At 33.4% G+C, this 26732-nt stretch carries 30 protein-coding genes; 21 read left to right on the forward strand and 9 right to left on the reverse strand.

Going from position 1 to position 26732, the window contains the following annotated elements:
- Nucleotides 1-17: 17 nt before the first annotated feature.
- From gcvH to OZP10_RS12270, 12 genes are all read left to right on the forward strand, one after another.
- Complete coding sequence (gene gcvH, locus OZP10_RS12215) at nucleotides 18-398, forward strand: glycine cleavage system protein GcvH (RefSeq protein WP_177210940.1); 381 nt, start codon at nucleotides 18-20, stop codon at nucleotides 396-398.
- Nucleotides 391-774 (forward strand): VanZ family protein, encoded by a 384-nt coding sequence (locus tag OZP10_RS12220; protein WP_281631156.1) that lies wholly within the window; start codon nucleotides 391-393, stop codon nucleotides 772-774. The genes gcvH and OZP10_RS12220 overlap by 8 nt, the downstream gene beginning before the upstream one ends.
- Before the next feature lie 114 nt (nucleotides 775-888).
- Entirely contained in the window at nucleotides 889-1632 is a 744-nt protein-coding gene (deoC, locus tag OZP10_RS12225) for a deoxyribose-phosphate aldolase (protein ID WP_281631157.1), read from the forward strand.
- Between the two features lie 19 nt (nucleotides 1633-1651).
- On the forward strand, nucleotides 1652-3775 hold the full coding sequence (locus tag OZP10_RS12230; protein ID WP_281631158.1) for an energy transducer TonB: 2124 nt from the start codon (nucleotides 1652-1654) through the stop codon (nucleotides 3773-3775).
- Between the two features lie 158 nt (nucleotides 3776-3933).
- Nucleotides 3934-4836 (forward strand): heme o synthase, encoded by a 903-nt coding sequence (gene cyoE / locus OZP10_RS12235; protein WP_281631159.1) that lies wholly within the window; start codon nucleotides 3934-3936, stop codon nucleotides 4834-4836.
- A gap of 2 nt (nucleotides 4837-4838) precedes the next feature.
- Nucleotides 4839-5426, forward strand: a complete 588-nt coding sequence (locus OZP10_RS12240; protein ID WP_177210935.1) for a cytochrome c oxidase subunit 3 — start codon at nucleotides 4839-4841, stop codon at nucleotides 5424-5426.
- Between the two features lie 42 nt (nucleotides 5427-5468).
- A complete protein-coding gene (locus tag OZP10_RS12245) occupies nucleotides 5469-6452 on the forward strand; it encodes a cytochrome c oxidase subunit 3 (RefSeq protein ID WP_177210934.1) in 984 nt (327 codons plus the stop codon).
- Nucleotides 6453-6471: 19 nt separating this feature from the next.
- A complete protein-coding gene (locus OZP10_RS12250; protein WP_177210933.1) occupies nucleotides 6472-6822 on the forward strand; it encodes a cytochrome C oxidase subunit IV family protein in 351 nt (116 codons plus the stop codon).
- A 79-nt stretch (nucleotides 6823-6901) separates the two neighbouring features.
- A complete protein-coding gene (locus tag OZP10_RS12255; protein ID WP_281631160.1) occupies nucleotides 6902-7543 on the forward strand; it encodes a hypothetical protein in 642 nt (213 codons plus the stop codon).
- A gap of 11 nt (nucleotides 7544-7554) precedes the next feature.
- A complete protein-coding gene (locus OZP10_RS12260) occupies nucleotides 7555-8241 on the forward strand; it encodes an SCO family protein (protein ID WP_281631161.1) in 687 nt (228 codons plus the stop codon).
- A 2-nt stretch (nucleotides 8242-8243) separates the two neighbouring features.
- Entirely contained in the window at nucleotides 8244-8786 is a 543-nt protein-coding gene (locus tag OZP10_RS12265) for a DUF420 domain-containing protein (RefSeq protein WP_281631162.1), read from the forward strand.
- A 40-nt stretch (nucleotides 8787-8826) separates the two neighbouring features.
- Nucleotides 8827-9036, forward strand: coding sequence for a hypothetical protein (locus OZP10_RS12270; protein ID WP_255463047.1), 210 nt, complete (start codon nucleotides 8827-8829; stop codon nucleotides 9034-9036).
- Nucleotides 9037-9058: 22 nt separating this feature from the next.
- Here the strand turns inward: OZP10_RS12270 and OZP10_RS12275 are convergent, their stop codons facing one another.
- The gene (locus tag OZP10_RS12275) at nucleotides 9059-10465 is read right to left on the reverse strand and encodes a DUF4403 family protein (RefSeq protein ID WP_281631163.1); all 1407 of its coding nucleotides are present in this window, start codon (nucleotides 10463-10465) and stop codon (nucleotides 9059-9061) included.
- Between the two features lie 177 nt (nucleotides 10466-10642).
- Here OZP10_RS12275 and OZP10_RS12280 point away from each other — a divergent pair, with 177 nt between their 5' ends.
- The 7 genes from OZP10_RS12280 (at nucleotide 10643) to tsaB (ending at nucleotide 18626) form a co-directional block, all read left to right on the forward strand.
- A complete protein-coding gene (locus OZP10_RS12280) occupies nucleotides 10643-11344 on the forward strand; it encodes an ABC transporter ATP-binding protein (protein ID WP_177210927.1) in 702 nt (233 codons plus the stop codon).
- Nucleotides 11337-12581, forward strand: coding sequence for an ABC transporter permease (locus tag OZP10_RS12285; RefSeq protein ID WP_281631164.1), 1245 nt, complete (start codon nucleotides 11337-11339; stop codon nucleotides 12579-12581). Before OZP10_RS12280 ends, OZP10_RS12285 begins: the two co-directional genes overlap by 8 nt.
- A 2-nt stretch (nucleotides 12582-12583) precedes the next feature.
- Nucleotides 12584-13849 (forward strand): ABC transporter permease, encoded by a 1266-nt coding sequence (locus OZP10_RS12290; RefSeq protein WP_177210925.1) that lies wholly within the window; start codon nucleotides 12584-12586, stop codon nucleotides 13847-13849.
- A 37-nt stretch (nucleotides 13850-13886) separates the two neighbouring features.
- Nucleotides 13887-15008 (forward strand): efflux RND transporter periplasmic adaptor subunit, encoded by a 1122-nt coding sequence (locus OZP10_RS12295; protein WP_066032780.1) that lies wholly within the window; start codon nucleotides 13887-13889, stop codon nucleotides 15006-15008.
- Between the two features lie 84 nt (nucleotides 15009-15092).
- Complete coding sequence (locus tag OZP10_RS12300; RefSeq protein ID WP_281631165.1) at nucleotides 15093-16544, forward strand: TolC family protein; 1452 nt, start codon at nucleotides 15093-15095, stop codon at nucleotides 16542-16544.
- Nucleotides 16545-16550: 6 nt separating this feature from the next.
- Complete coding sequence (locus OZP10_RS12305; protein ID WP_281631166.1) at nucleotides 16551-17843, forward strand: efflux RND transporter periplasmic adaptor subunit; 1293 nt, start codon at nucleotides 16551-16553, stop codon at nucleotides 17841-17843.
- Between the two features lie 108 nt (nucleotides 17844-17951).
- Nucleotides 17952-18626, forward strand: a complete 675-nt coding sequence (gene tsaB, locus OZP10_RS12310) for a tRNA (adenosine(37)-N6)-threonylcarbamoyltransferase complex dimerization subunit type 1 TsaB (protein ID WP_281631167.1) — start codon at nucleotides 17952-17954, stop codon at nucleotides 18624-18626.
- Between the two features lie 6 nt (nucleotides 18627-18632).
- Here the strand turns inward: tsaB and OZP10_RS12315 are convergent, their stop codons facing one another.
- From OZP10_RS12315 to OZP10_RS12325, 3 genes are all read right to left on the reverse strand, one after another.
- Nucleotides 18633-19445 (reverse strand): mechanosensitive ion channel family protein, encoded by an 813-nt coding sequence (locus OZP10_RS12315; protein WP_281631168.1) that lies wholly within the window; start codon nucleotides 19443-19445, stop codon nucleotides 18633-18635.
- A gap of 87 nt (nucleotides 19446-19532) precedes the next feature.
- A complete protein-coding gene (locus OZP10_RS12320) occupies nucleotides 19533-19943 on the reverse strand; it encodes a YtxH domain-containing protein (RefSeq protein ID WP_177210920.1) in 411 nt (136 codons plus the stop codon).
- Nucleotides 19944-20091: 148 nt separating this feature from the next.
- Complete coding sequence (locus OZP10_RS12325) at nucleotides 20092-20991, reverse strand: NifU family protein (RefSeq protein ID WP_281631169.1); 900 nt, start codon at nucleotides 20989-20991, stop codon at nucleotides 20092-20094.
- A gap of 143 nt (nucleotides 20992-21134) precedes the next feature.
- Here OZP10_RS12325 and OZP10_RS12330 point away from each other — a divergent pair, with 143 nt between their 5' ends.
- Together OZP10_RS12330 and OZP10_RS12335 are read left to right on the forward strand one after the other, a co-directional pair.
- A complete protein-coding gene (locus OZP10_RS12330) occupies nucleotides 21135-22124 on the forward strand; it encodes a PorP/SprF family type IX secretion system membrane protein (protein WP_281631170.1) in 990 nt (329 codons plus the stop codon).
- 11 nt (nucleotides 22125-22135) lie between these two features.
- Nucleotides 22136-22654: a gamma carbonic anhydrase family protein gene (locus tag OZP10_RS12335; protein WP_111422435.1), complete on the forward strand. Its 519-nt coding sequence runs from the start codon at nucleotides 22136-22138 to the stop codon at nucleotides 22652-22654.
- Nucleotides 22655-22740: 86 nt separating this feature from the next.
- Here the strand turns inward: OZP10_RS12335 and OZP10_RS12340 are convergent, their stop codons facing one another.
- From OZP10_RS12340 to OZP10_RS12360, 5 genes are all read right to left on the reverse strand, one after another.
- On the reverse strand, nucleotides 22741-23454 hold the full coding sequence (locus OZP10_RS12340; RefSeq protein ID WP_177210912.1) for a LytR/AlgR family response regulator transcription factor: 714 nt from the start codon (nucleotides 23452-23454) through the stop codon (nucleotides 22741-22743).
- A 107-nt stretch (nucleotides 23455-23561) separates the two neighbouring features.
- On the reverse strand, nucleotides 23562-24272 hold the full coding sequence (locus tag OZP10_RS12345) for a dioxygenase family protein (protein ID WP_281631171.1): 711 nt from the start codon (nucleotides 24270-24272) through the stop codon (nucleotides 23562-23564).
- Between the two features lie 11 nt (nucleotides 24273-24283).
- Nucleotides 24284-25399, reverse strand: a complete 1116-nt coding sequence (locus OZP10_RS12350; protein WP_281631172.1) for a sensor histidine kinase — start codon at nucleotides 25397-25399, stop codon at nucleotides 24284-24286.
- Nucleotides 25400-25729: a DUF4907 domain-containing protein gene (locus OZP10_RS12355; RefSeq protein ID WP_281631173.1), complete on the reverse strand. Its 330-nt coding sequence runs from the start codon at nucleotides 25727-25729 to the stop codon at nucleotides 25400-25402. It lies immediately after the preceding gene.
- A complete protein-coding gene (locus OZP10_RS12360) occupies nucleotides 25719-26726 on the reverse strand; it encodes a Kelch repeat-containing protein (protein ID WP_281631174.1) in 1008 nt (335 codons plus the stop codon). Before OZP10_RS12360 ends, OZP10_RS12355 begins: the two co-directional genes overlap by 11 nt.
- Nucleotides 26727-26732: the final 6 nt, after the last annotated feature.

The raw sequence follows: 26732 nt of genomic DNA on the forward strand, positions 1-26732 counted from the left end.
TTTCAAACACAACTATTATGAGCATACCAGCAAATTTAAAGTACACAAAAGATCACGAATGGGTTAGCATTGAAGGAGATGTTGCAACAGTAGGAATTACTCATTTTGCACAAAAGGAGTTAGGAGATATCGTGTATGTTGAAGTAGAAACTTTAGACCAGACATTAGATAAAGATGAGGTTTTTGGAACAGTTGAAGCTGTAAAAACAGTTTCTGATTTATTCTTACCATTAACAGGTGAAATCATTGCTTTTAATGAAGAATTAGAAAGTGCTCCTGAAACAGTAAATTCAGATCCTTATGGAGCTGGATGGATGATTAAAATAAAAATTGCTGATGCATCAGAAATTGACTCTCTATTATCTGATCAAGCTTATAAAGATTTAATCGGTGCCTAAACAACTATTATTAATTTGGGCAATTATCTGCTCAGGAATTATTACTTATTTTTGTTTGACAGATTCAAGTAATATACCAGCGGTTAATTTTCCGAGTATTGATAAAATTGTCCACTTCTGTTTCCATTTTGGATTTACAATCTCGTGGATTTTATTTTTCAAAAAAGAATTAAAAGGTAAAGATGCAGATGACTATAAAGCATATTTGATTTCTTTCATATTTTCTGTCTTTTTTGGAATCACAATCGAAATTCTTCAAAGTGCTCTTACGGTAACAAGATCGTCTGATGTTACAGATATATTAGCAAATGCGCTAGGAGCTGTTGTGGCAGTTTTTTCAGCAATAGCTTTTAAAAGGCAAATCGATAAAATATAATTTTAGAAACCCACTTCGGTGGGTTTTTTATTACAAGAAAATCAAGCACTTAAAAGCTATGTTTTTTCAATATAAAATGTACTTTTGTGCTGGTTTTGTGCAACTTCTATCAAAATGAATGTAAAGCAATATTTGGACTCCACGTATTTAAAAACTGCATCGCAAGCTGGTCTTTCGGAAGCAGAAAATACTATTGTGGTCAAAAATGCAATTGCGGAAGCAATTCATGAAGGTTTCAAACTAATTATGATTCGTCCAGAATATGTTGCTCTGGCAAAAAAAATGATTATAGAAGCCAATTCTGTTCTATTAGTCGGAACCGTAATTGATTTTCCAGAAGGGAAATCAAGTCTTGAAGACAAAATTAAAGAAGCTAATGAAGCTATTGCTAATGGAGCTGACGATTTAGATTTTGTATGCAACTACGAAGCATTTAAAAATGGTGATCTCGATTTAGTGAAAAAAGAAATCTTAATCGGAACACAGATAGGTTTAGCAAACGATAAAACCGTAAAGTGGATTATTGAAGTTGCTGCCTTAACAGATAAAGAAATTATTCAGCTATCGTCCTTGATAAAACATGTTGTAGTATCTAGTTTTAAAGAAGACGATTTTGAATCTGTTTTTGTAAAATCTTCTACTGGTTTTTACAAAACAGACGATGGTGCTCCAAATGGAGCGACAGTCCCAAGTATAATTATGATGCTTGAAAATGCTTCGCCACTTTCCATAAAAGCAGCAGGCGGAGTCCGTTCATTTGAAGAAGCGGCAGAAATGATTCGTTTAGGAGTAAAACGAATTGGAGCTTCGGCTGCAAAAGCAATTGCTAATGGGGAAATTTCCCCAAACCAATATTAAATAAATACCCAGATTTTAAGTGAATAAGTTTTTTTTGTCCCTTGTTTTAATTTTTTCTTTTTTTATTCTTTCCGCTCAGCAAAATGGTAATTCTTCAATTCAGTCGGGTTTCACTGCAGAAATGTTTCCGGTTTTTCCTAACTGCGAAAATTTGGAGGCCAAAAAATTAGAAACCTGTTTTTATAAAGAAGTGCAGGATTTTGTATTTAACAATTTTCAAGTTCCTCAAAAATTAAAACAGACCAATTATAAAGGAGCAGTAAAATTGCTTTTTGAAGTAAATGCAGAAGGAGAATTTAAAGTGATTTATGTTTCTGCAGAAACGGAAGAATTGTCTGAAGAAGCGAAAAGAGTATTCGGGACATTTCCAAAAATAAAACCTTCGACTTATAACGGAAAGCCGACGTATTCTAAATATACGATTTCTATTGATATACCGCTAAAAAGTGCAGCACAGCTTGCCGCAGAAGCTCAGGCAGCAGCAGAAATTTTAAAACCAGCCGAAAAACCAATGACAGAGTTGGATAGTATTGTCTATAAAAAATACAATAATCCAGAATTCGATAGCCATTTAAATATTCCTTTTTCGCACAGCTATTATGCGCAGTTTGATGCTGCAATGAACGAGGTTGGAAGTAATAATCACACAGCTTCTAAGCCTTATACTTATGCTGAGGTTTCAAAATATTATAATTTAAGAGCCGTAAATGAATCGTTACAGAAAAAAACATCAACTTGGCTGGGACGAAAGTGGTGGAATGAAAATTTAGTGCAGATTCAGGGAGAAGATTATTGGTTTGCCTTAAATCCAATTGTGGATTTACAAATGGGTAAAGCTTCAGATCTTGATGCCTCTTACACTTACGTGAATACGAGAGCATTAAACTTTAGAGGAGGTTTAGGGAAGCAAATTAACTTTACAACTACATTTTTTGAGAGCCAGGGAAGATTTGCAGGATATTTTAACGATTATGCGGAATCGATTAAGCCTTCAGGAGGAAATCCAGCAATAATTCCAGGAGTTGGAATTGCAAAAAGATTCAAAACAGATGCTTACGATTTTCCTTTGGCGGAAGCGAATATTACCTTTGCGCCAGGAAAAATATTTGATTTTCAGTTAGGTTACGGCCGAAATTTTATAGGAGATGGTTATCGTTCTTTATTAGAGAGCGATGGAGCAAGTCCATACCCATATTTTAAATTGAATACTAAATTCTGGAAAATTAAATACACCAATACGTATATGTGGATGAAAGACGTTCGTCCAGAAGTAACGGCTGAAAAAACATATGCGACCAAATTTATGGCAAATCACTATTTGAGTTGGAATGTTTCTAATAGAGTAAATTTAGGTTTTTTTGAATCTGTAGTTTGGACGAATTCTAACAATAGAGGTTTTGATGCTAATTTTGTTAATCCGATTATTTTTTACCGTGCAGTAGAATTTGGTTCTTCATCTAAAAGCGGAAATGCGCTTTTAGGAATTACTGGAAAATACAAATGGAATAATAGTATAAATCTGTATTCGCAATTCTTGATCGATGAATTTTCTGTTTCTGATGTTGGAGCGGGAAATCAAAGTTGGAAAAACAAATTTGGGTTTCAGTTTGGAGCAAAATATTTCAATGCGTTTAATGTAAAAGATTTACTAGTGCAGGTGGAATTTAATAGAGTGCGTCCTTATGTTTACTCGCACAGTGCTGTTATTACAAATTATGGGCATAATAATCAGAGTGTTGGGCATCAGTGGGGTGGAAATTTTAATGAGCTTATTGCAATTGCTAGATATCATAAAGGCCGTTGGCTTGCCGATGCAAAATTGACAGTTGGAACAAGAGGTTTGGATTTCGATACTGCGGAAGACTCTTATAATTATGGAGGAAATATTTATAAAAGTTATGATGAGAAACGTCCGTATGATACAGGCGTAAAAATTGGACAGGGAAATAAAACGAATGTTTTTATTGCAGATATTCAAGGTGGTTATTTGATTAATCCGATGACAAATTTGAAGCTGTTTGGCAGTTTGATCTATAGAAATTTTGACCCTACTCAAGAAACAGCGACAACTTTTAAGCAAAGTACCACTTGGTTTAGTATTGGTTTACGTTCGGATATTTTTAATTGGTATTTTGATTACTAGTATTTTTAATAAGATTTTTCGAAATAATAGTGTTAAAGAATGCTGAGATCTTAATTTGCAAAGGTTTTATTGAAAAAAATCTATTTTTATAGGCTTAAATTCTACAATCTAATTTGTACATTTGCACCACTCAAAAAAAATACACAAAAACAACGGTATTGAACGCTGCAAAAAATACATTATCAATCAAATCAATATTTCTAGATTTTAAAGAGATCACTAAAGCTGGTTTAGCTATTAGTGTATTATTCTCTTCTATCGCTGGATATTTATTAGGAGTAGATTCTGAGCATCCTTTCAAATGGAGTGTTTTGGCTGTTTTGGCAGTTGGGGGCTATTGTATGGTAGGAGCTTCAAACGCTTTTAATCAAGTAATCGAGAAAGATATCGATTCTTTGATGGATCGTACTAAAAATCGTCCAGTTCCATCAGGTCGTATGTCTCCAAAAGTAGCTTTGCTAGTAGCAAGTCTTTTGACAATTTTAGGAATTGCACTTCTTTATACTATAAACGCAAAGTCAGCAATGTTTGCTGCAATTTCTATATTTCTTTATACAAGTGTTTATACACCATTAAAAACAGTAACTTCGTTGTCTGTTTTTGTTGGAGCATTTCCTGGAGCAATTCCGTTTATGCTGGGTTGGGTAGCAGCAACTGGCGAATTTGGTATAGAAGCAGGAACTTTATTTTTAATTCAATTTTTTTGGCAGTTTCCTCATTTCTGGTCTATTGGGTGGTTTTTGTATGAAGACTATGAGAAAGCGGGAATTTTTATGCTTCCGACAGGTAAAAAAGATAAAGGAACTGCATTGCAAATAATATTGTATACAATTTGGCTTATAATAGCATCGTTATTGCCTGTGTTAGGTTTTACAGGGCAATTGTTTATTTCTCCAATTGCAGCGGTTTTAGTCTTTCTATTAGGGATTTGGATGCTTTTCTATGCAGTTCGTTTGTATCGATTAAGAACTGCGAAAGCAGCGAGAACATTAATGCTAGTAAGCGTTTCTTATATTTCGCTGTTGCAAATTGTATTTATAATAGATAAATTTTTAAGATAGTTATGGAAATGACATTAAAAACAAATGAAGAACAAGTAAGGAAATCAAAATCAGCAAAACTGATTCTGCTTTTCGCAATGGTTAGTATGACCATGATGTTTGCTGGTCTGACAAGTGCATTTGTAGTAAGTAAATCAAGAGCAGACTGGTTGAAGAATTTTGAACTTCCTTCGGCGTTCTATTGGAGTACAGCAGTAATCATTGCATGTAGTGTTACTTTTCACCTGGCAAAAAAAGCCATTCAAAAAGACAATAGAAGTGCAGTTACAGGATTGCTTCTTGGAACTTTGGCTTTAGGAATTTTATTTGTGGTATTACAATTCAAAGGATTTGGACAAATCGTTGCTGAAGGGTATTACTTTACTGGAGAAGGTAGTTCAATTACTACAACTTTTCTTTATGTGGTAACAGTTACACACCTGTTGCACTTAGCTGGCGGATTAATTTCACTTTTAATTATAATTTATAATCATTTTAAACAAAAATACAATTCGACTCAAACTCTTGGGATAGAGCTAGGTGCGATGTATTGGCACTTTTTGGATTTATTATGGGTATATTTATTTTTATTTTTATATTTCTTTAAATAAGAAAAAAACGTAAATTTGGGAACTTTTTAACGAATATCTTTTATGGGAGCGACAGTTACTACTGCAAACAACGACGAAAAAACTTGGGGAGGCGGTCACAATGAGCCTTTAGGAGCAAGTTATGGTAAAATGATGATGTGGTTTTTTATCGTATCAGATGCCTTAACATTCTCTGGATTTCTAGGAGCTTATGGTTTTTCTAGATTTAAATTTATTGAAACTTGGCCTTTGGCTGATGAAGTGTTCACTCACTTCCCATTTATGCATGGTGTTGCGGCTCCAATGTATTATGTAGCATTAATGACTTTTATTTTGATCTTTTCTTCTGTAACAATGGTATTAGCTGTTGATGCAGGACACCAATTGAAAAAGACAAAAGTTGCAATCTATATGTTCTTAACTATTATTGGAGGTTTAATTTTCGTTGGTTCTCAAGCTTGGGAATGGAAAAACTTCATTAAAGGAGAATATGGTGCAGTTGAAACAGTTGGAGGAAGTTTACTTCAATTCGTGGATAAAGATGGTAAAAGAGTAGCTTTGGCTGATTTTGCTGTTAAATTGCCAGAACAAAGAGAAGCTTTAACAAGAAGCCACTCAACTTGGTTTATGGAAGATGCTCAGTCTCTTCCAACTTATACGGTTGCTGAAGTGCAAGCTGGATTTAAAGCACATCCAGAAATCTTAATCAGAACAGAAAAACTTACAGATAAAAAGCAAAAGACAGTTTTGTCAAGAGAAGAATCTGAAAAACATTTGGCTAGTGCTAAATATGTAGTAGAAGGTGCTAACTTGATCAGAAACGAGTACGGTAATAAATTATTTGCTGATTTCTTCTTCTTTATTACAGGTTTCCACGGATTCCACGTATTCTCTGGAGTTATCATCAACATCATTATTTTCTTTAATGTATTGTTAGGTACTTACGAGAAAAGAAGAAGCTACGAAATGGTAGAGAAAGTTGGTTTATACTGGCACTTCGTAGATTTAGTTTGGGTATTTGTATTTACAGTTTTCTACCTAGTTTAATTTTTAGAATTTAATTATTATGTCACACGAGCACGTATCAAATACAAAAAGAATCTGGTTTGTTTTCGGATTACTTTCAGTAGTAACTACAGTAGAGGTTATTTTAGGTATCTACAAACCTGGAGTATTGGAATTTAATCATTTTGTTGGATTGAATCTATTAAACTGGATTTTCTATATCTTAACAATTTTCAAAGCATATTATATTGTATGGGCATTTATGCACATGGAAGGTGAAAAAAGCAACCTTAGATGGTCTGTAGTTTCTCCTGTTATCTTCCTAGTTTTATATTTATTGTTTATTCTGTTAACAGAAGGACATTATATTTATGGGGTTTTTAAAGATTCTACTATTAAATGGAATTTTTAACATGATATTAATTCGAAAAGAAGCTCCGATTTACGGAGCTTTTTTTATTTTTGTACCTCAATAATTCCCCGTTAATACAATGAAAAAAAATATAGTTCTCTTTGTACTTTTTGTATTGCCAATTGTAGCGTATTTATTTTTCGCTTCTGGTGTAAATAGTTTTACAACACTTCCTGTAATAACACCAAAAGTGGCCGACTTTGGAAACTGGAATTCATTAAACGGAAAAAAAATCTCCCTTGATAAGAAGATTACTGTACTAGGCTTTGCGGGTACAAATATTTTAGAAAATAGAGGTAATTATTTTAATCTAAATGAAAAGATCTATAAACGTTATAACGGTTTTGAAGATCTTCAGTTTGTAGTGTTGTGTCCAACAGGAACTGAAAAAGAAGCTCAAAAAATTGTTGATGCTTTATCTCCTTTTACAGATGTTAAGAATTGGAATTTTGTTTTTGCTTCAAAAGAAGAAATCCAGAAGTTTTATGACGGATTGCATTTAAAAGAAAAGCTGAATGAAAACCTTGGAACTTCTAATGTTTATATTATCGATAAAGAACGTAATCTAAGAGGTAGAAAAGATAAAGAGGAATATAAAGAGGGGTATGATACTTTTCATCCATCTGAATTAAGCAATGAGATGCTTGATGATTTCAAGATTATTCTTTACGAATACCGCGCAGCTTTAAAGAAAAATCATAACGCTACAAAGCAACTTTAAAATCATTTATAATGTTTAAGAACAAATCATATATCGGAATCTCTTTTGTCATTTTGATTTTTGGGATTTACGCCATTCCTAAAATTGTTGATCGAGTTAAAAACGGTGACGTTGTAAAAGGAAATCGTTTGGATAATGTTGGAGTTAAATCTTCAAAGGAAGCTAAACTTTTAACAATTGGCCCAGCTCCAAAATTCGAGTTGACGAATCAGGACAATATTAAAGTTTCTAATGAAACGTATAAGGGAAAAGTATATGTTTTGGAATTCTTCTTTACAACTTGTCCGTCTATTTGTCCAAAGATGAATATGAGTATGCTAGAGATTGAAAAGACCTTTTTCGGAAACCCGAACTTTGGAATTGTTTCTATTACAATCGACCCTAAACATGATACGCCACAAGTTTTAAGAGATCACGCTAAATTGTTAGGTGTAAAATCTTCAAACTGGAATTTCTTAACAGGAGACAGAAACGTAATCATGGATTTGTCTAATAAAGGTTTTAATCTTTATGCTGGAGAGAATGATAAAGTAAGCGGTGGATTTGAGCATTCTGGTTTATTTGCTTTAATAGACAAAGATGGAAACATTCGTTGCAGAAAAGATGAATACGGAAACCCAAATATTTATTACGACGGTTTAGATAAAAAAGGAGTGAGAGATATTCAAGAAGATATTAAAATTTTATTAGCAGAATAAAAATGGAAGATAATACTTTAGAGAAAAAATATAGCAAGTTCATTATTGCAGTTTCAATTGTAATCCCAGTTGTTGTGGCCATTTTGTTCGGAGTTAAATTGAAAGATTTTGGTTTTAATGTAGAGCCTTTATCGTTCTTGCCTCCAATTTATGCAACTACAAATGGTATTACAGCAATTGTTTTGGTTTGGGCTGTTTTGGCAATTAAAAAAGGAAACCAAAAACTACACGAAAGATTAATGACTTTTGCTATTGCATTGTCAGTTGCTTTTTTGGTTATGTATGTAGCATATCATATGACTTCAGATTCTACAAAATATGGAGGAGAGGGAGCATTGCGTTATGTTTATTTCTTTATTCTTGTAACGCATATTTTATTATCAATTGCAATTATTCCACTTGTTTTAATCACCTATGTTAGAGCGCTTGCAAAACGTTTTGATAGACATAGAAAAATTGCTAAAATCACATTTCCTCTTTGGTTGTATGTTGCGGTAACTGGAGTGGTAGTTTATTTAATGATTTCGCCATATTATGTACACTAAAAATAAAATCCAAAAATCAAGTTCCAAATTACAAAGTTTCATGTTTGGGATTTGTATTTTTTTAATTGGAATTTCAGCAAATGCTCAATGCGCCATGTGCCGTGCAGCACTATCAGGAGATTCTAATACTAAAAAAGCTGAAGCAGTAAATGATGGAATTGTTTATTTAATGGTTATTCCGTATTTACTAGTATTAATAATAGGATATTTGATTTATCGAATGTATTCTAAAAAGAAAAAAGCAGTGTAATAATTACACTGCTTTTTTTTTATTATTTAAGTCCGTTAACCGAGACATTTACCGTACCGTTTATTTTGATGAATGCTATAATGGCCTGATTGGTTAACTGTATTTTGTCAAACTGAATATCTTCCATTTTCCCATTAACGAATACACCTGGCATTGGTGAGTAATTCTTTAGATATCCTGCCATGCTCTTTTTGCCTTCTTCCAAATTTGGCTGAATCGAATAGCGACAGCTTTCTTCCATTTTTCTTAGAATGAATCCTTGCGCTAGCCAGTTAGCTGTTCGCATCAATTTACTTTTGGTATCTAAAACGTAATCTAGTTTTTCAAAATAAATTTCTTTTGTCTGCACATTGTATGACGGAAAACCATTTAAATAAAGTGTTCCATTTATATATCCTAGAACATCTAATGCAATAATCATTTTGCCATCTTTATGCCAGATTGATACATTTTTCACAGTTACTTTTTTGCTGCCAGAACCAAATTCCTGACCGGCAAAATTCTTGGTCATAATTTTTGAGGCATCTACGTAGCTTGAAATTGCTGCGATATTAGCAGAAATCTGATTTGGGATTTTAGCAACTGGTTTTAACGCGATTTTGTTTGCATTGTATTTTGAGTCTGGCTGTTTGCCAACAATTGTTTCCATATTGCATTTCATACCCATGTCAAGCAAAAATGAATCGTTTTTAAGTTTGGCATTTGTAGAATAAATTTCAATGGGAACAATTCGAAGCCAGCTTTCATAAGTGTCACTCATTTGAAAAGGAGTGCAGATTTTTTCGACAGCTTGGAGAACATTTGGTTTAAAGTCCATTGATTTTTCAATTGCTGCATCAATTTCCTTTTCCAGTTTGCTTTTGAAAATAGAAATAGCAGGATTTATCAAATATGTAATTGGCATGTTTTTGCCAAATATTGACATGGTTGGACTTTCGTTCCAGTTTAGTGATTTAAATTCTGTTTTTGTGGAAAGCTTCCAATTGGTTAGGGCAGTTTCGCTTGAAAGTGTGATAACTCCGTTTAAGTTAAATTCTCTTACGTCATACAATTCAACTCCAAGCTTTTTTGTTCCAATTCGATATTTGATCGTCGCTTTAAGCGGTAAAATTGTTCTAATTCTTTTATCAAGATTCGATGGATCATTTTGAATTTTAATTGGAGCTTGTTTCCAGATTTTCATTTCAATATCGTCATCTTCGATATTATTGTCTTCATAAATTAAACCGTTAAGCAAAGAGTTGGTCTGATTTTCAATATCGCTTAATTTGATGGTAATAGGAAGGTTTATAAAGGAGGGACTGCTGTCATAAATCAGCGGACTAGCATCGTCCGGTTCGGGTTTTAATGTTTCTAATTTTTGAGCCGATGAACAGCTTGATAGCACTGCAAGTACTGTAAACATTGAAATAATAGAACTAAGCTTCATTTAAGATGATTTTTATTACGAAGTAAAATTACGAAAACAATCATATTTTATTAAAAAAGTGTAACAATAACTAAATTATGCAGTCTTATACAAAATAGGTAACAAAATTATTAACTTTTTATTATCATAAATTACTTAATAAAAACGTTATTATTGTCTAAAAAAATTAACAATACCATGATTGAAATTAAAGATTTACATAAATCCTATAAGATGGGAAGTTCAGAATTACATGTATTAAAAGGTATTAATTTTAATATTGAAGAGGGTGAATTAGTTGCAATCATGGGGTCATCTGGTTCAGGTAAATCTACACTTCTTAACATTTTGGGAATTCTGGATGAAGCTGATTCTGGAAGTTATATTTTAGATAAAACACCTATAAAAAAATTAAACGAAACAATTGCCTCAAAATACCGTAATAAGTTTTTAGGTTTTGTTTTTCAGTCTTTTAACTTAATCAATTACAAAACAGCATTAGACAATGTTGCGATGCCTTTGTATTATCAAGGTGTTAAAAGAAAGGAACGTTACGATATAGCAATGAAGTATTTGGAAAAAGTTGGTTTAGGTTCTCACGTTCACCACTTGCCAAATGAACTTTCTGGAGGTCAGAAACAACGTGTGGCTATTGCAAGAGCATTGGCTTCAAATCCGAAGGTTTTGCTTGCCGATGAGCCGACAGGAGCTTTGGATACTAAAACTTCTTATGAAGTGATGGAACTTATTCAAGGAATTAACGATGAGGGAAAAACGATTTTAATTGTTACACACGAACCTGATATTGCTGCAATGTGCAAAAGAAATGTTGTCCTGAAAGATGGATTAATTATCGATGATAAAAAAGTAGAACAAGTTAGAGCTTCGTCTTATGTTTAATATTGAACGCTGGCAGGAAATATTTGAAGCCATTTCGAAAAACCGCTTAAGAACATTCTTAACAGGGGTTTCTGTGGCTTCTGGAATTTTTATTTTGGTAATCCTACTTGGTGCAGGTAAAGGTTTACAGAACGGAATTGAAAAACAATTCGAACGTGATGCGGCTGGAATTATCGAGGTTTGGTCTGGAACAACTACCAAAGAATACAAAGGGCTAAATCCAGGAAGACAGATTCAGTTTCGCAATAGCGATTATAATCAATCGGTACAGAAATTTGAAGATAAATTAGATCTAAGAGCTTCAACAAATAATTACTGGGGGCAGGCTTTTGCTTATGGTAAAGAATCGGGAAGTTATCAGTTTAGAGGTGTAGATCCAGATTATGGAGGAATAGAAAATTTGACCATTGTTCAAGGACGTTATATCAATGCAAAGGATTTAGAAAGTAACGCAAAAGTGGCTGTTATCGGGATGAAGTTGAAAACCGATTTGCTTAAAGATAAAGAAGCAATAGGTGAAGAAATCTTAATCAACAACATTAACTTCAAAGTGGTCGGAGTTTTTACAGATCCAGGAGGAGAGAGAGAAGAAACACGTGCTTATTTACCTTTAACTACAGTTCAGAAAACATTTGGCGGTGGCGATAAAATTAGCAACTTGTTTTTTACCCTTAAAAAGACAAACGATTATGATGAAGCATTGGCTCAGTCTGAAAAATTTACACAAGATTTAAAAGATTTATTAAAGAGTAAAAATGTAGTGGCGCCTGAGGATGACGGTGGTGTCGGAGTTTATAATTCGGTTAAAGATGCTAAACAATTTTACGATTTAAACTTATATATCAGACTCTTTTTCTGGTGGGTTGGTATCTGTACGATTATCGCTGGTGTAGTTGGAGTAAGTAATATCATGCTAATCATTGTAAAAGAACGTACAAAAGAAATCGGAATTAGAAAAGCGCTGGGAGCATCGCCTTTTTCTATTATAACGATGATTCTTCATGAGTCAATTTTTATTACAACTATTGCAGGTTTTGTTGGATTATTGGCCAGTCTTGCACTATTGGAATTTGTAGGACCGATGGTTCAGAGCGAATATTTTAGAAATCCTGAAGTAGATTTTAGTGTTGCTTTAACTACTTTGGTATTACTTGTTTTTGCTGGGGCAATGGCAGGATTTTTCCCAGCTTACAGAGCAGCCAAAATTAAACCTATTGTAGCACTTAGAGACGAATAATTATGTTTAAAAAAGATAATTGGGACGAGATTTTACAGGCCTTAACCGCCAATCCTTTCAGGACTATCCTGACAGCTTTTGGTGTTTTTTGGGGAATTTTTATCTTGGTAATTTTACTTGCTGCAGGTAATGGTTTGGAAAATGGTATCAAAAAAGGTTTTGATGGCATCGCGACCAATACCATGTTTATGTGGAGTCAAACCACCTCTAAGGCTTATAAAGGTTTGCCAAAAACAAGACGTTATGATTTTAGAAATAGCGATGTAACTGCTTTAAAAGCGGCGTTGCCAGATTTATTATATGTTTCACCAAGAAATCAGTTAGGTGATTTTAACGGAACAAATAATGTTGTAAGAGGTACAAAAACTTCTGCATTTACAATTTACGGAGATTATCCAGAGCTTATTAAACAACAGCCAATGGATATCATTAAAGGAAGATTTGTAAACCAGCAAGATATTGAACAAAGAAGAAAAGTCTGTGTAATTGGTAAAGGTGTTATCAGCGAACTTTATGGTAAAGAAGAAGAGGCCGTTGGAACCTATATCAAAATTAACAGTATCAATTTTATGGTTGTTGGGGTTTATAAATCAAAACAACAGGGAGGAAATGCAGAACAAGAACAGAAGAATATTTTCATTCCTTTTACAACTTTTCAGCAGGCCTTTAATTATGGGGATAAAGTGGGATGGATGGCACTTACAGCAAAAGACGAAACTTCTATAACCGATTTAAAGCCTAAAATTTTAGAAATTATAAAAGCATTGCATTCTATAAATCCGACAGATGAGAGGGCGGTTGGAAATTTTGATTTGTACGAGCAATTTAATAAAGTGCAAAGCTTATTTAATATTTTAAAAGTAATTGCGTATTTCGTAGGAACATTAGTTTTGATTTCGGGTGTAATCGGAATTTCGAATATTATGCTGATTGTGGTTAAAGAACGTACAAAAGAAATCGGAATTAGAAGAGCTTTAGGAGCGACTCCTGGAGCAATTAGAGGGCAGATATTATCTGAGTCAATATTTTTAACCATTATTTCAGGTATGCTTGGAATTGCTGTTGCAACAGGAGTTATAGCACTTTTAAATATGGTGTTAGATTCGATGCCTCCTGATCAAAATACTATGTTTGCCAATCCAACTGTAGATTTAGGAGTTGTATTTGTAGCATTAATTATATTAGTAGGATCTGGTTTGCTCGCTGGATTTATCCCAGCACAGACCGCAATCAATGTGAAACCTGTAGATGCATTAAGAACAGAATAAATTATCAATCAAAATAAATCGATTAAACCAAAAACAAATGAAAAAAGGAGTAACGGTAACCATTTTAATATTTATTGCAATTGTTTTTTTTGGCGCACTTTATTATTTGTATGCTAAAAACCAAGAGTCGCCGATTGTATTTAAAACGGAAAAAGCAGAAATAAAAACCATCGTAAAAAATACTATTGCGACAGGTAATATTCAGCCTGATGAAGAGGTTCTAATCAAACCAAATATTTCAGGTATCATTGAAGAAGTGTACATCAAAGCTGGTGAAAAAATCAAAGCTGGTGATATGATTGCTAAGATTAGAGTTGTAGCGAATGTTTCGAACGTGAGCAATTCTCAGAATCAAGTGCAGACGGCTAAAATAGCATTAGATAATCAGGAAAAAATTTACAAAAGACAGAAAACATTATTCGAAAAAGATGTTATTTCTGCAAATGATTATGATGCAGCTTTACTTGCTTATAATCAAGCAAAACAAAACTATTTAGCGGCAAAACAAGGTTTGGATATCGTTAAAACAGGGACAACTTCTTCTTTAGGTAGCTATGCCAATACCTTAATTCGCTCTACGGTGAACGGAATGGTATTAGATGTTCCAGTAAAAGTAGGTAACCAAGTTATCGAAAGTAATAACTTCAACGAAGGAACTACAATTGCAAGTGTTGCCGATGTTGGAAGAATGATCTTTATTGGAAAAATCGATGAATCTGAGGTTGGAAAGATCAAAGAAAAAATGCCAATTGAGATTACAATTGGTGCTATCGAAAATAAAAAGTTTGACGCGGTTTTAAATTATATTGCTCCAAAAGGAGTTACAGAAAATGGGGCAATCCAATTTGAGATTAAAGCACAAATGGTTAACAGAGACGATACTTTTATTAGAGCTGGTTTAAGTGCAAACGCTTCTATTATTTTAGAAAAAGCAGAGAAAGTTCTAGCAATAAAAGAATCTTTGGTTCAATTTGACAAAAAAACACAAAAGCCTTATGTAGAAGTTGAAACTGCTCCACAAAAATTTCAAAGAAGAGATTTGGTTCTTGGAGTTAGTGACGGAATCTATGTTCAAGTTAAAAGTGGTGTAAATGATACAGACAAAATTAAAATCTGGAACCAGGGCTTGATTAACGAAGGAGACAAAGAAAAAAAATAAGCTAATTTGAAAGGTTAGGGATCTTTTGGTTTTAAAAATGTTAAATTTGCGTAGTTCGGTTTACTGCGCCTTCATTAAAAGTATATGAAAATAAATAAATATAATAGTCTTATTTTTGCAGTGTTATTCGGATTCGGATTAACTGGACAGGCACAAACTAAGAAATGGACTTTAGAAGAGTGTGTGAGATACGCACTCGAAAACAATATCACGATTAAGCAATCGGAACTGGATTTAAAAAATGCTGATATTGATAAAAAAGCTGCATTAGGAAATTATCTTCCATCTGTAAACGGAAATGCTTCTCATTCTTGGAATATCGGTTTGAACCAAGATGTAACAACGGGTATTTTACGTAATCAAACTACACAATATTCTTCTGTTGGTTTGAGTGCTGGTGTAGATATTTACAAAGGTCTGCAGAATCAAAATACGATGAGAAAAGCGAAGTTAACAATCATTTCTTCGCAATATCAGTTGTTAAAAATGCAAGAAGATATTTCTCTGAATGTGGCAAGCGCATTTTTGCAGATTTTATCTAACAAAGAAGATTTGAAAGTTAAAAAAGAACAGTTAACAATCGACGAGAAGAGATATGCGCGTTCTGAAGAAATGGTAAATGCAGGGACTATTCCTCGTGGGGATTTGTTCGATTTGAAAGCAACTGTAGCAACAGACAAACAAAATATCGCCGTTTCTGAAAATAATTTATTGATCTCGAAATTGAGTTTGGCGCAGCTTTTACAATTAAAAGAATTTGCAGATTTTGATGTTGTTGATGATACCAATGCAATGGACGAAAACAATATTCTAGCTCAGAGTCCAATTGAAATCTACAATAAAGCTAAAGAAACTAGAACAGAGTTAAAATTAGCACAGACCAATCTTGAAATTGCTGAGAAAAATGTTGCTATCGCAAAAGGAGCCTTTCAGCCAACTTTAAGTGCTTTCTATAACTTTAATACTAGAGCAAGTTACAGTGATGTTATAAGAGGTACTACACCAAATCTAGCAAACCCAACTTCACAGATTGGATATGTTCAGGGAACCAATCAGCCAGTTCTTCAGGATAATTATACGCCAGTTTTGGGTAAAGCAGATCCAATATTAGACCAGTTTAGTGATAACAAAGGACAATCTTTTGGATTTCAGCTTTCCGTTCCTATCTTTAATGGATTCTCAGTTAGAAATAATGTAGAGCGTAATAAAGTAAGTTTAGAAAAATCTAAAATAGATTTAGAGCAAAAAAGTTTAGATTTGCAGCGTAACGTTTATACTGCGTTTACTGATGCAAGAGGAGCTCTGAATACATACGAATCTTCTACTGTAACTTTAGAAGCAAGACAGCAGGCTTACAATTATGCAAAAGAAAAATATGATGTTGGTTTAATGAATTCATTTGATTTCACACAAGCTCAAACATTATTGACCAATGCGCAGTCTGATGTTATCAGAACAAAATACGATTACATGTTCAAAATTAAAATATTAGAGTTTTATTTCGGAATTCCAATTGTTCCAATTATTACAAAATAATTTATTATGTCAAAAAAAACAGTTTATTTCTTATTAGGCGGTGCAATAGTTTTAATTGCGGCTTTGGTTGGTCTTTCTAAGGCTGGAGTAATAGGAAATAAGGACGAAGGAAAAGAAGTAGAAACTGCAAAAGTGATGGCTTCAACGATTGTTGAAACAGTGTCTGCAACAGGTAAAATTCAGCCCGAAATTGAGGTTAAAATTGCGTCGATGGTTTCGGGCGAGATAATTTCATTAAATGTAAAAGAAGGGCAGGTAGTAAAAAAAGGTGATTTATTAGTAAAGATAAATCCCGATTTATATACCTCTGGATTAGATAGATCTGTTGCAAATCTAGCTGGAACAAAAGCAAGTCTTACTCAATCTGACGCTAGTTTTAAAGAAGCAAAAGCAAATTATGAGCGTAATAAAATATTATATGATAAGGGTGTAATCTCAAAATCAGATTGGGATAAAGTTATATCTACTTTTGAAGTTGCCAAAGCAACAAAACAAAGTGCGTATTATAATGTTCAAAGTGCTTCGGCGTCAGTTACCGAAGCTCGAGACAACTTAGGCCGTACAACGATTTATTCTCCAGCAGATGGAACTATTTCTGTATTAAATGTAGAATTGGGAGAAAGAGTTTTAGGAACGCAACAAATGGCTGGAACTGAGCTTTTGCGTGTAGCCAATTTAAACAATATGGAAGTTGAAGTTGATGTAAACGAAAATGACATTGTAAAAATTAAAATTGGTGACGAAGCAAATGTTGAAGTTGACGCCTATCTAAAAAAGAAATTTAAGGGAGTAGTAACGAGTATTTCAAACTCAGCAAGTACAACTTTGACTTCAGATCAGGTAACGAATTTTAAAGTTAAAGTTCGTATTCTGAAAGATTCTTATCAAGATTTGTTAGAAGGAAAGCCAAGTACATATTCTCCTTTTAGACCTGGAATGACGGCTACGGTTGATATAATTACAACAACAAAAACAAATGTTTTGGCTGTGCCAATTAGTTCTGTTGTAGTAAAGTCGGATACTACTGCCGTAAAAGATTTTAAGGTTGAAGATCCAAATGAAGATAAAAAAGCAGCTCCTAAAAGTGATAAAAAATTCGAATGTGTTTTTGTGAAAGTTGGAGATAAAGCTAAGATTAGAGTCATTAAAACTGGAATTCAGGACGATACTAATATTGAAGTGATGTCTGGTATAAAATCGGGTGATGTTGTTATTACAGGTCCATATACAACAGTTTCTAAAGATCTTAATTCTGGAGACAAGGTAAAACTTAAGAAAGCCGAAACTCCAAAGAAATAAATATTTAAGCATATTGTCATCCTGAGCGAAGTCGAAGGCTTTAAAGTAAGAAAGACTTCAATTTCGTTCAGGCTGATATAAAATAACTAATTTTTAAAATATAATACTTTGTCTTTTATTCTCAATATCGAAACGGCTACTAAAAATTGTTCTGTATCTATAGCAAAAGATGGTCAGACCATTGTTTGCAGTGAATTGGCTGATGAAGGATATTCGCATGCCGAAAAACTGCATGTTTTTATTGAAGAAGTAATCGCAAAAGCGGGAATTTCGGTACATGAATTAAAGGCTGTTGCTGTTAGCCAAGGGCCAGGATCATATACAGGTTTAAGAATTGGTGTTTCGGCAGCAAAAGGCTTGTGTTATGCTTTAAATATTCCGTTGATTGCTGTTGATACGATGCAGACTTTGGCATCGCAAGCAGGAGTTGCAGACGGAAAAATTGTACCTATGTTAGATGCACGCCGTATGGAAGTGTACAGCGCTGTTTTTAATTCAGATTTGACGTTGGAAAGAGCTATAAAGGCCGAAATTATTGACGAAAATTCATTTCAGGAATATACCGACAAACTTTATTTTGTTGGTGATTGTGCTGATAAATGCAAACCTGTTTTGACTAAAGACAATTTTGTATTTTTAGAAAATATTAAATATCCTTCTGCACAAGCAATGAGCAAAATCAGTTTTGATAAGTATCAAAAAAGCGACACTGTAGATGTCGCTTATTTTGAACCTTATTATTTAAAAGATTTTATAATTACAGCTCCTTCAAAAAAGGAATAATACTTTTTATTTCTGTATTGTGTAGGGCTGAATTGCAATTCCAGCCTCATCCAATGCTATTTTGCAATTCTCTAAAGTTTCAGAAAATACAGCTCCGTAATTGGCATTTTTAGCCCAAGGACGAACAGCAAAATCAATAGAACTTGCTGATAGATTTTTTACAAAAACCTCTGGAGCAGGTTTCTTCAATACTTTAGGGTTTTTATTCAAAACATCTAAAAGAATTTCTTTTGCTTTTTTGATATCTGAATCGTAAGAAATGGCAAAAGTTAGATCTGCTCTTCTTTCTCCTTGCATGGAATAATTAATGATATTTCCATTAGACAAAGAGCCGTTAGGAACAAATACAGTCTGATTATTTGCTGTAAGCATTTTGGTTACAAAAATCTGGATTTCGAGAACCGTTGCAACAACGCCTTGTGCTTCTATTGTATCTCCAACTTTAAATGGCTTAAAAACAATAATAAGCATTCCTCCGGCAAAATTAGAAAGCGATCCTTGCAATGATAAACCAACAGCAAGACCCATTGCTCCTAAAATAGCGACGAACGACGAAGTTTCAATTCCTAATTTAGAAATAAAGGTTACGAATAATAATATTCGAAGCGCCCACAATAAAATATCGGATAAGAATTTTGTTAATGTTGGATCTAGATTTCGCTGAATCATTATTTTTCTAATAATTCGATTAATCAGTCTGATGGCGTATAAACCAATAAATAAGATTAAAAAAGCAGAAATCAGTTTTGGTGAATAATCAACTAAAATGTCAATAAAACGGCTTATGTATTTACTGACTTGTTCTGGACTAAGATTCATAGATTTTAAAATAAAAAAACCTTCTCATAAGAGAAGGTATATTAGTGGTGCAAATATAAGAATATTTACATTATTCGAAAAGTGTGTTTATGCTTTCTCAGCAGCGTCATCAGCGATTTCTTCTACTTCCGCTACTGTTTTCTCGCTTTCGTCAACCACAGTTTCAGAAATAGTTTCTGGCGTATCGCTGGTTGCTAAAGAAGCTGTTTTTTCTTTAACAGAATCAACCACGTCATTTACGACTTTAGCTGCTTTATCAGCATATTCGCTTACAGTGTCTTTTGCTTTTTCAGCATAATCTGATGCATTGTCAATAATTGGTTCCGAAACTTCTTTTACTTTTTCAATTGTTTCTTCCGCAAAAGCTTCTGCTTTCTCAATATAAGGTGCTGCGGCTTCCTTTGCTTGCTCAAAAGTCTCTTCGGCATTATTTGCCAATTCAGTTACAGACTCTTTCGTTGAGCCAAACAAATTTTTAAAAAATGAAGATAATCCCATGGTTTTTAATTAATTGGTTAAGAATACAATATTAATTAATTTTATAGAATTACTCGTTTTTTTAATGGTAAATAATTGAAAGCTAGTAACTAATAATAAAAAAAGCGCCTCAATGAGACGCTTTGTATAATAATTTTGTCAAATTAAATTACGCATTTGATGCCTCTACTTTAATAGCATCATCGTTTAGCATGCTTTTCAACATATTTTCGATACCGCTTTTTAAAGTAAATGTAGATGAAGGGCAACCGCTGCAAGCACCTTGCAATAATACTTTTACCGTTTTATCATCTTCATTGTAAGATTCAAAAGCAATATTTCCACCATCGGCAGCTACTGCTGGTTTTACGTATTCTTCTAAGATGTTTATAATTTGCTGTGATGTAACATCTAGTTTATCAAAAGCCTCATCTTTTGTTGCTTCAGTTTTGGCTTTAGTTTCAATTAAGCTTTCGTCTAAAACAGTTCCTCCGTTTTCTATAAATTGTTTAATGAAAGTTCTTAATTCTAAAGTGATTTCATCCCAGTTATTGATTTCATATTTTGTAACCGAAATATAATTTTCATCAATAAAAATTTCTTTCACATAAGGGAATTTGAATAATTCCTGAGCTAATGGAGAAGAAGCTGTCTGATCAATATTTTTGTACTCTATTGCATTACGAGTAAGCATTCTGCTCACAACAAATTTTAATGCAGAAGGATTTGGAGTTGTTTCTCCGTAAACTGTAATAGGCTGTTTTTTTGGTTTTGTTTCATCAATTTTAATGATAACGCCACCTTTATCAACAAAAGCACTGATTTGTTCAGCAACAGCATCTTTAACATCATCCCAATCTACAATACTATATCTTTCGATAGCAATAAAGTTTCCTGAAATATAAACTGTTTTAACAAACGGTAAATAGAATAATTGCTGAGCTAGAGGAGAAGCTTGTGCTTCGTCAATATTTTTAAACTCAAAGTTCTGGTTTTGAGTAATGAAATCCTCAAATTCAAACTTTAAAATAGTTGGATTTTGGGTTTCTTTTATAGTGATTTTAGTCATGGTAATATATTTTTCGCAAATTTACTAAAGTTATTTTCTACTAATGGCTATATTTGATTTTTTAATAAAATAATTAAGACTCTTTTCAAATAAATCGTGTTAAATTGCAAGAGTGAAAATTATATAGAAACAATATTGTCTTTATGAAATTAAAAATCAAGGTTTTATTAATTTTTCTCATTACTGCTTTTCATTCCTATTCCCAAGAGGGAATTCCTGTTTATTCAGATTATTTGTCTGATAATTATTATCTTATTCACCCCTCAATGGCTGGTGCGGCAAACTGTGCCAAGATTAGATTAACTGCTAGAAAACAATGGTTTGGGCAAGACGATGCGCCATCTTTGCAAACACTAAGTTTTAACGGAAGAATAGACGAACGTTCGGGAGCTGGTGTTATTCTTTTTAACGATAAAAATGGATATCATTCTCAAAAAGGGTTAAAAGCAACCTATGCGCATCATATTATGTTTTCGAGAGATGAGATAGATTTAAATCAGTTGTCTTTTGGTATAAGCGGAGGAGTAATGCAGAATCAGTTGGATGAGACTAAATTTGGTCCTACACTTGATCCTTTGATTACTAATTCAGTGCTTAACGATACTTATTTTACAATGGATGTTGGAGCTTCATATAATTTTATGGATTTTTACGCTCATGCGACTGTTCAGGGTCTAATACAAACTAGAAGAGATCTTTATTCAGATTATGAAAATAACAATTTAAGAAAGTTTTTATTTAGCGCGGGTTATGTGTTTGGCAAGAATGATAATTGGACATGGGAACCTTCTATCCTTTTTCAGTTTTTTGATCAGACCAAAGAAAAAACAATCGATCTGAACATGAAAGCTTATAAAAACATGGATTTTGGAAGTCTATGGGCGGCTTTGTCTTATCGAAGAGGTTTTGAGGGTACAAATTATTTGTCGGGAACTAGTGTTTCTTCTCAAAAACTACAATATTTCACTCCTATTGTTGGGGTTAATTTTAAGAACTTTATGTTTGCTTATACTTATACTCAAGTCTTAGGCGATGTAAAGTTTGATACAGGCGGTTATCATCAAATTACATTAGGAATTAACTTGTTCTGTAAAAAAGAACGTTACGATTGTAATTGTCCTGCAATTAATTAAAATTTATTTTTATGCTGATTAAATCTGTAAACGGAAAATCGCCTCTTATTCCAGAGGATTGTTATGTAGCCGAAAATGCTACTATTGTTGGAGATGTTACTTTTGGAGAATCTTGCAGTGTTTGGTTTAATGCTGTTGTGAGGGGAGATGTTCATTTTATTAAAATCGGAAATAAAGTAAACATTCAGGATGGTGCAGTAATTCATTGTACATATCAAAAACACCCTACGATTATAGGAAATAACGTTTCAATAGGTCATAATGCAATTGTGCACGGATGCACGATTCATGATAACGTTTTAATCGGAATGGGAGCAATCGTAATGGATAATTGCGTAGTAGAAAGCAATGCCATAATTGCTGCAGGTGCCGTAGTAACTCAAAATACGGTTGTAACTTCAGGAAGTATTTATGCTGGTGTTCCGGCAAAAAAGGTGAAAGATATTGACCAATCTGATTTTGCTGGCGAAATTGGACGTATATCAAATAATTATGTGATGTACTCGAGTTGGTTCAAAGAAGAAAAATAAAAATATAAAAATTCCAAAACAGAAAATTCCAAATTCCAAAGGTTAAGTCTTGGAATTTGGAATTTTCTGTTTTGGAATTTCATGAACTAAAGGTTGATTTTTTCGAAGAAAGTATTTTTATAGCTTTCGCTGATTGGAACTCTTTTATCGCTTATTAATACCTTGTTTTTCTGAATCGATTTAACATGTTTGATATTGATAATATACGACCTGTGAATTCTAGCAAAACCTTTGCTCGAAAGTAAATTTTCAAGTTTGATTAAACTGATTAGCGTCAGCGTAAATTTATTGTCTGTAGTGTAAATTTTGACATAATCTTTAAGGCCTTCAATAAAAAGAATATCAGCAAAATTCAATTTTACATTTTCATATTCAGCTCGAACAAACATAAAATCCTGTTCAATTTCTGGAGTGTTGTTGTTTTCGGCAAGTGTTTGAGTCGTTACCGGCTGTAAAACCTGCTGTGCTCTAACCACTGCTTTTAGAAATCGATGAAACGGAATAGGTTTTACTAAATAATCTACTGCACCAAGATTAAAACCTTCTACAGCATAATCAGAATAAGCCGTCGTAAAAATTACTAGAGGTTTTTTTTCTATGGTATTTAAAAAATCAATTCCTGAAAAATGAGGCATCTGAATATCAAGAAAAACCAAATCAACATTATTTTGGTTGATAAATGAAACGGCATCAATAGCATTGTTGAAAGTGCTTACCAACTCAAGAGTATCAACTTTTTTGACAAAATCCTGTAAAAGTTCTACAGCCAAAGGTTCGTCATCAATAATTACACATTTCATCTTTTCAGAATTAGTTTTTTAAAATTTATTTCGCAGTCAAAAGTAGTTTGAAACCAGTAAATTAAGTTTTAAAATTTTCATAAAATACTGGTTCTTACAAATCAAAATTATGCGTTAACGGTTATTGTTTTTGTAAGCGTATAACCATCTGTAATGTTACCCGTAATTGTAGCAAGTTCCTCAGATAAGCTGTCGGCAAATACATTGTCTTTTGCATTCGCAGTATCTGCTTGTCCGTGTGCCACATAATTGGTGCTGGAGTAAACTTGACTCGAAATAGTTTCTGGAAATGCGATCTGAGTTACAAGTAAAGAAGTTCCCGCACTCGATAAAACTTCAACATGCACATGCGGGGCTCTTCCTTGATACCAGCCTGGATAAATAGAGATAAAAGAAACTTCTCCGTTTGTGTTTGAAGTCTGTCTACCTCTCAAGAAATGAACAGAAGTATAATCGGTCTGTTGCATTTGCGTTCCTCCATATTCAGAATAATTTCCGTCTTTGTCGCAATGCCAGACATCTACTAAAACTCCCGAAAGAGGTTCGCAATTATTCTTTTTATTTTCAATTTTTAAATTAATCAATAGCGCAATTCCAACACGGTCAGACTTGATGTTTTCTAAAATTAGCTGACTTGGCGTTTTAATCGGGAACGGACCCTTTGTTTCTGCTGGAGAAACAGTACAGCTTTCGTCTCCAGAATTGCTTGTATCAGTTTCGTCATTATCGCTTTTAGAACAAGATTCTAAAAATTTTGAAGCAGTTGCCAATGATGCAATGCCCAAAATACCATTTCGGATGAATTTTTTTCTGTCCATAATCGGTTTTTTTAATGTATTGCGGTTTTAATTTCGTCTAACTTTAAATTTAAATGAACTCGGTAATATTCATTATCCTGAGTAATGGTCAGTTCGTGTGCGTTTGGATAAAGAAGGTCAAGGCGGCTTTGAATGTTTACCAATCCAATTCCTGAGTTTTCAGGGTCTTTTACATAGTTTTCAATCGTATTTTCGATCCAAAAGTCAAGATTATGATCTGTTATAAGAATCTTGATTTTTACGTGAGCGGCGCCTTTATAATCAGTTCCATATTTAAAGGCATTTTCAACAAAAGAAATCAACAATAAAGGTTCGATAAATTTGTTTTTTGTATCGCCATGAACGTTGATTACAATGTCTTCGATATTGTTTAATCGCAGTTTTTGCAATTCAATATAATTCTGGATATAATTGACCTCTTTTTCTAAAGCCACCGTTTTGTTGTCTGTCTCGTAGAGCATATAGCGCATAAGCTCAGACAAGGTCACGATGGCATCAGGGACCAAATCAGATTTTTTGTGTGCCAGCGAATAAATACTGTTTAAGGAATTAAATAAAAAATGCGGATTGGTTTGTTTGCGCAAATAGATCAATTCAGTATTTGTTCGGTGTGTTTCGGCAATCAGTTTGTTTTGCTGATTGTTATAAAATTCAGTTAATGTTCTAATAATTGCAGAAACCGTAATAATTAAGATGTAGAAAAATGATGGGGCAATTTTAAAAAAAAACGGCTGTCTCATTTCTATTCTGTGATGCATTCTGTCGCCTTTTGGAAAAAAATGGGGGTCACGAATAATGGTTTCAGAATGCATCATTTTTTCGGGCCTTAAATGTCTAAATTCAGGAATAAAATAATTTAGCCTTATTGCCATAAATAGGACTATCAGACCAATAGCAAATGTGCCATAGACCCAATATTTTTTTTGCAGTAGATAATTTGGAACCAAATAAAAATAGTTCAGATAAAACAATAAAATTCCAGAAAGCCATTGGGCATAAAAATCGTTGTCGAGTTTAAATGGACTTTCGTAAAATTGAATTAGAGAAGTCAAAATAAAGAAAATCCATATCATAAAATGAAATAGTATTTTGTTGTAGCCTGTATTTTTAATGGTATCGATCTGCATTTACAATTTTATTTTTAATAAAATTAATTCATTTTTGGTTACCGTAGGAGATAAGTTTTCTTTGAGTTTCTGCTTTACAAGATCAGCAACTTTTAGGGCATCGTTTTCTGTTTTAAAGCTTTTAGTGTCGCTTATTACCGGAATGATAGACTGTTTAATTAAAATTTTTTCTTTGTAGGCTATTGTGTAGCCCCATCCCGAATTTGTTTTAAAAGATGCTGTTGTTAAAGCTTCTTTTTTTGTGCAAGCAGTAAAAAGTGAAAGAAGTGCAAAAACGATTAAAATCTTCTGGATAGTGCTCCAGAAGACTTTTTTAATATTAGTTATCATCGTCACTTTGTTCGTCTAACGGCTTAAATTCCCAAGCATCGTCAAAGTAAGTAGAGCCAATTCGTCCTAACATATAGAATCCGCGATTATTGATGGCAAAACCAACTGCATCGGTTCTTGTAGCTCCTTCCATTGGAGTTCTTTCTGTCCATAAGTCGGTTGTTGGGTTGTATTCCCAAACTGTTTTTACGTTTTCGCCTCCTACAACATACCCTAAACCATTCATAGAAAAGCTTGATGCATTAGAACGTACAATAGCATAATCATCGTTGTAGCTGTAATCGTCGTCTGTATCTTTATCGATATCTCTTTTTCTTGTCCAAACATCTGTTGCTGGATCAAATTCCCAGAAATCTTCCTGATATACGCCATTGTTTACACCAGTCACCAAGTACGCTTTGTCTGCAATTGTAAAAACAGTCGCGTTACGTCTTTTATTTCCGCTGAAACCATTTACTAGAGTCCAAGTATTTGCTTGGTCATCATACTGATAAAAATCTTTCAAATAATTTCCGTCATAACCTGTTCCAAAATAGGCTTTACCACCAACCTGAAAACCTACTGCGGCATAACGCGCTGTTCCAGCAAAATCTGTTTTTTGTGTCCAGCTATTTGCAGACGGGTCATATTGATAAAAATCTTTCAGTTTGTTTGTTCCGTCATAACCAAGACCTACATAACCTTTGTCGTTTAATGCAAAACTGGAAGCAGAACTTCTTCCAACACCGCCAAAATCAGCTTTCTGTTCCCAATAATCTCCAGTTGAATTGTAAACCCACAAATCTTTCAAATAAACATCGCCTGTATATCCGCCTACTACATAAGCATAATCTCCGATAACAAAACTTGTGGCACTAGATCTTGCAGGGCCATCAAAGGCTGATTTTTTAATCCAGTTTCCTACCAAATCATCGTCATCATTATCATTGCTGCAGCTTATAAAAAAGAGGCTCGAAAAAAGCGCTGTGAATAAAATTCCTTTTTTTAGATTAATCATAGTGTA

Origin of the sequence: Flavobacterium luteolum (assembly GCF_027111275.1) — a bacterium.
Lineage (GTDB): Bacteria > Bacteroidota > Bacteroidia > Flavobacteriales > Flavobacteriaceae > Flavobacterium > Flavobacterium luteolum.

Excerpts from the sequence above, each read along its gene's own strand:
- OZP10_RS12265 (WP_281631162.1), top strand. The coding sequence starts at position 8,244 with ATGGAAGATAATACTTTAGAGAAAAAATATAGCAAGTTCATTATTGCA.
- OZP10_RS12255 (WP_281631160.1), top strand. The coding sequence starts at position 6,902 with ATGAAAAAAAATATAGTTCTCTTTGTACTTTTTGTATTGCCAATTGTA.
- OZP10_RS12245 (WP_177210934.1), top strand. The coding sequence starts at position 5,469 with ATGGGAGCGACAGTTACTACTGCAAACAACGACGAAAAAACTTGGGGA.
- OZP10_RS12250 (WP_177210933.1), top strand. The coding sequence starts at position 6,472 with ATGTCACACGAGCACGTATCAAATACAAAAAGAATCTGGTTTGTTTTC.
- OZP10_RS12320 (WP_177210920.1), bottom strand. The coding sequence starts at position 19,943 with ATGGGATTATCTTCATTTTTTAAAAATTTGTTTGGCTCAACGAAAGAG.
- OZP10_RS12275 (WP_281631163.1), bottom strand. The coding sequence starts at position 10,465 with ATGAAGCTTAGTTCTATTATTTCAATGTTTACAGTACTTGCAGTGCTA.
- OZP10_RS12335 (WP_111422435.1), top strand. The coding sequence starts at position 22,136 with ATGCTGATTAAATCTGTAAACGGAAAATCGCCTCTTATTCCAGAGGAT.
- deoC (WP_281631157.1), top strand. The coding sequence starts at position 889 with ATGAATGTAAAGCAATATTTGGACTCCACGTATTTAAAAACTGCATCG.
- gcvH (WP_177210940.1), top strand. The coding sequence starts at position 18 with ATGAGCATACCAGCAAATTTAAAGTACACAAAAGATCACGAATGGGTT.
- OZP10_RS12305 (WP_281631166.1), top strand. The coding sequence starts at position 16,551 with ATGTCAAAAAAAACAGTTTATTTCTTATTAGGCGGTGCAATAGTTTTA.
- OZP10_RS12355 (WP_281631173.1), bottom strand. The coding sequence starts at position 25,729 with ATGATAACTAATATTAAAAAAGTCTTCTGGAGCACTATCCAGAAGATT.
- OZP10_RS12280 (WP_177210927.1), top strand. The coding sequence starts at position 10,643 with ATGATTGAAATTAAAGATTTACATAAATCCTATAAGATGGGAAGTTCA.
- OZP10_RS12290 (WP_177210925.1), top strand. The coding sequence starts at position 12,584 with ATGTTTAAAAAAGATAATTGGGACGAGATTTTACAGGCCTTAACCGCC.
- OZP10_RS12350 (WP_281631172.1), bottom strand. The coding sequence starts at position 25,399 with ATGCAGATCGATACCATTAAAAATACAGGCTACAACAAAATACTATTT.
- OZP10_RS12340 (WP_177210912.1), bottom strand. The coding sequence starts at position 23,454 with ATGAAATGTGTAATTATTGATGACGAACCTTTGGCTGTAGAACTTTTA.
- OZP10_RS12295 (WP_066032780.1), top strand. The coding sequence starts at position 13,887 with ATGAAAAAAGGAGTAACGGTAACCATTTTAATATTTATTGCAATTGTT.
- OZP10_RS12270 (WP_255463047.1), top strand. The coding sequence starts at position 8,827 with ATGTTTGGGATTTGTATTTTTTTAATTGGAATTTCAGCAAATGCTCAA.
- OZP10_RS12260 (WP_281631161.1), top strand. The coding sequence starts at position 7,555 with ATGTTTAAGAACAAATCATATATCGGAATCTCTTTTGTCATTTTGATT.
- OZP10_RS12240 (WP_177210935.1), top strand. The coding sequence starts at position 4,839 with ATGGAAATGACATTAAAAACAAATGAAGAACAAGTAAGGAAATCAAAA.
- OZP10_RS12330 (WP_281631170.1), top strand. The coding sequence starts at position 21,135 with ATGAAATTAAAAATCAAGGTTTTATTAATTTTTCTCATTACTGCTTTT.
- OZP10_RS12360 (WP_281631174.1), bottom strand. The coding sequence starts at position 26,726 with ATGATTAATCTAAAAAAAGGAATTTTATTCACAGCGCTTTTTTCGAGC.
- OZP10_RS12325 (WP_281631169.1), bottom strand. The coding sequence starts at position 20,991 with ATGACTAAAATCACTATAAAAGAAACCCAAAATCCAACTATTTTAAAG.
- OZP10_RS12285 (WP_281631164.1), top strand. The coding sequence starts at position 11,337 with ATGTTTAATATTGAACGCTGGCAGGAAATATTTGAAGCCATTTCGAAA.
- OZP10_RS12315 (WP_281631168.1), bottom strand. The coding sequence starts at position 19,445 with ATGAATCTTAGTCCAGAACAAGTCAGTAAATACATAAGCCGTTTTATT.
- OZP10_RS12300 (WP_281631165.1), top strand. The coding sequence starts at position 15,093 with ATGAAAATAAATAAATATAATAGTCTTATTTTTGCAGTGTTATTCGGA.
- OZP10_RS12345 (WP_281631171.1), bottom strand. The coding sequence starts at position 24,272 with ATGGACAGAAAAAAATTCATCCGAAATGGTATTTTGGGCATTGCATCA.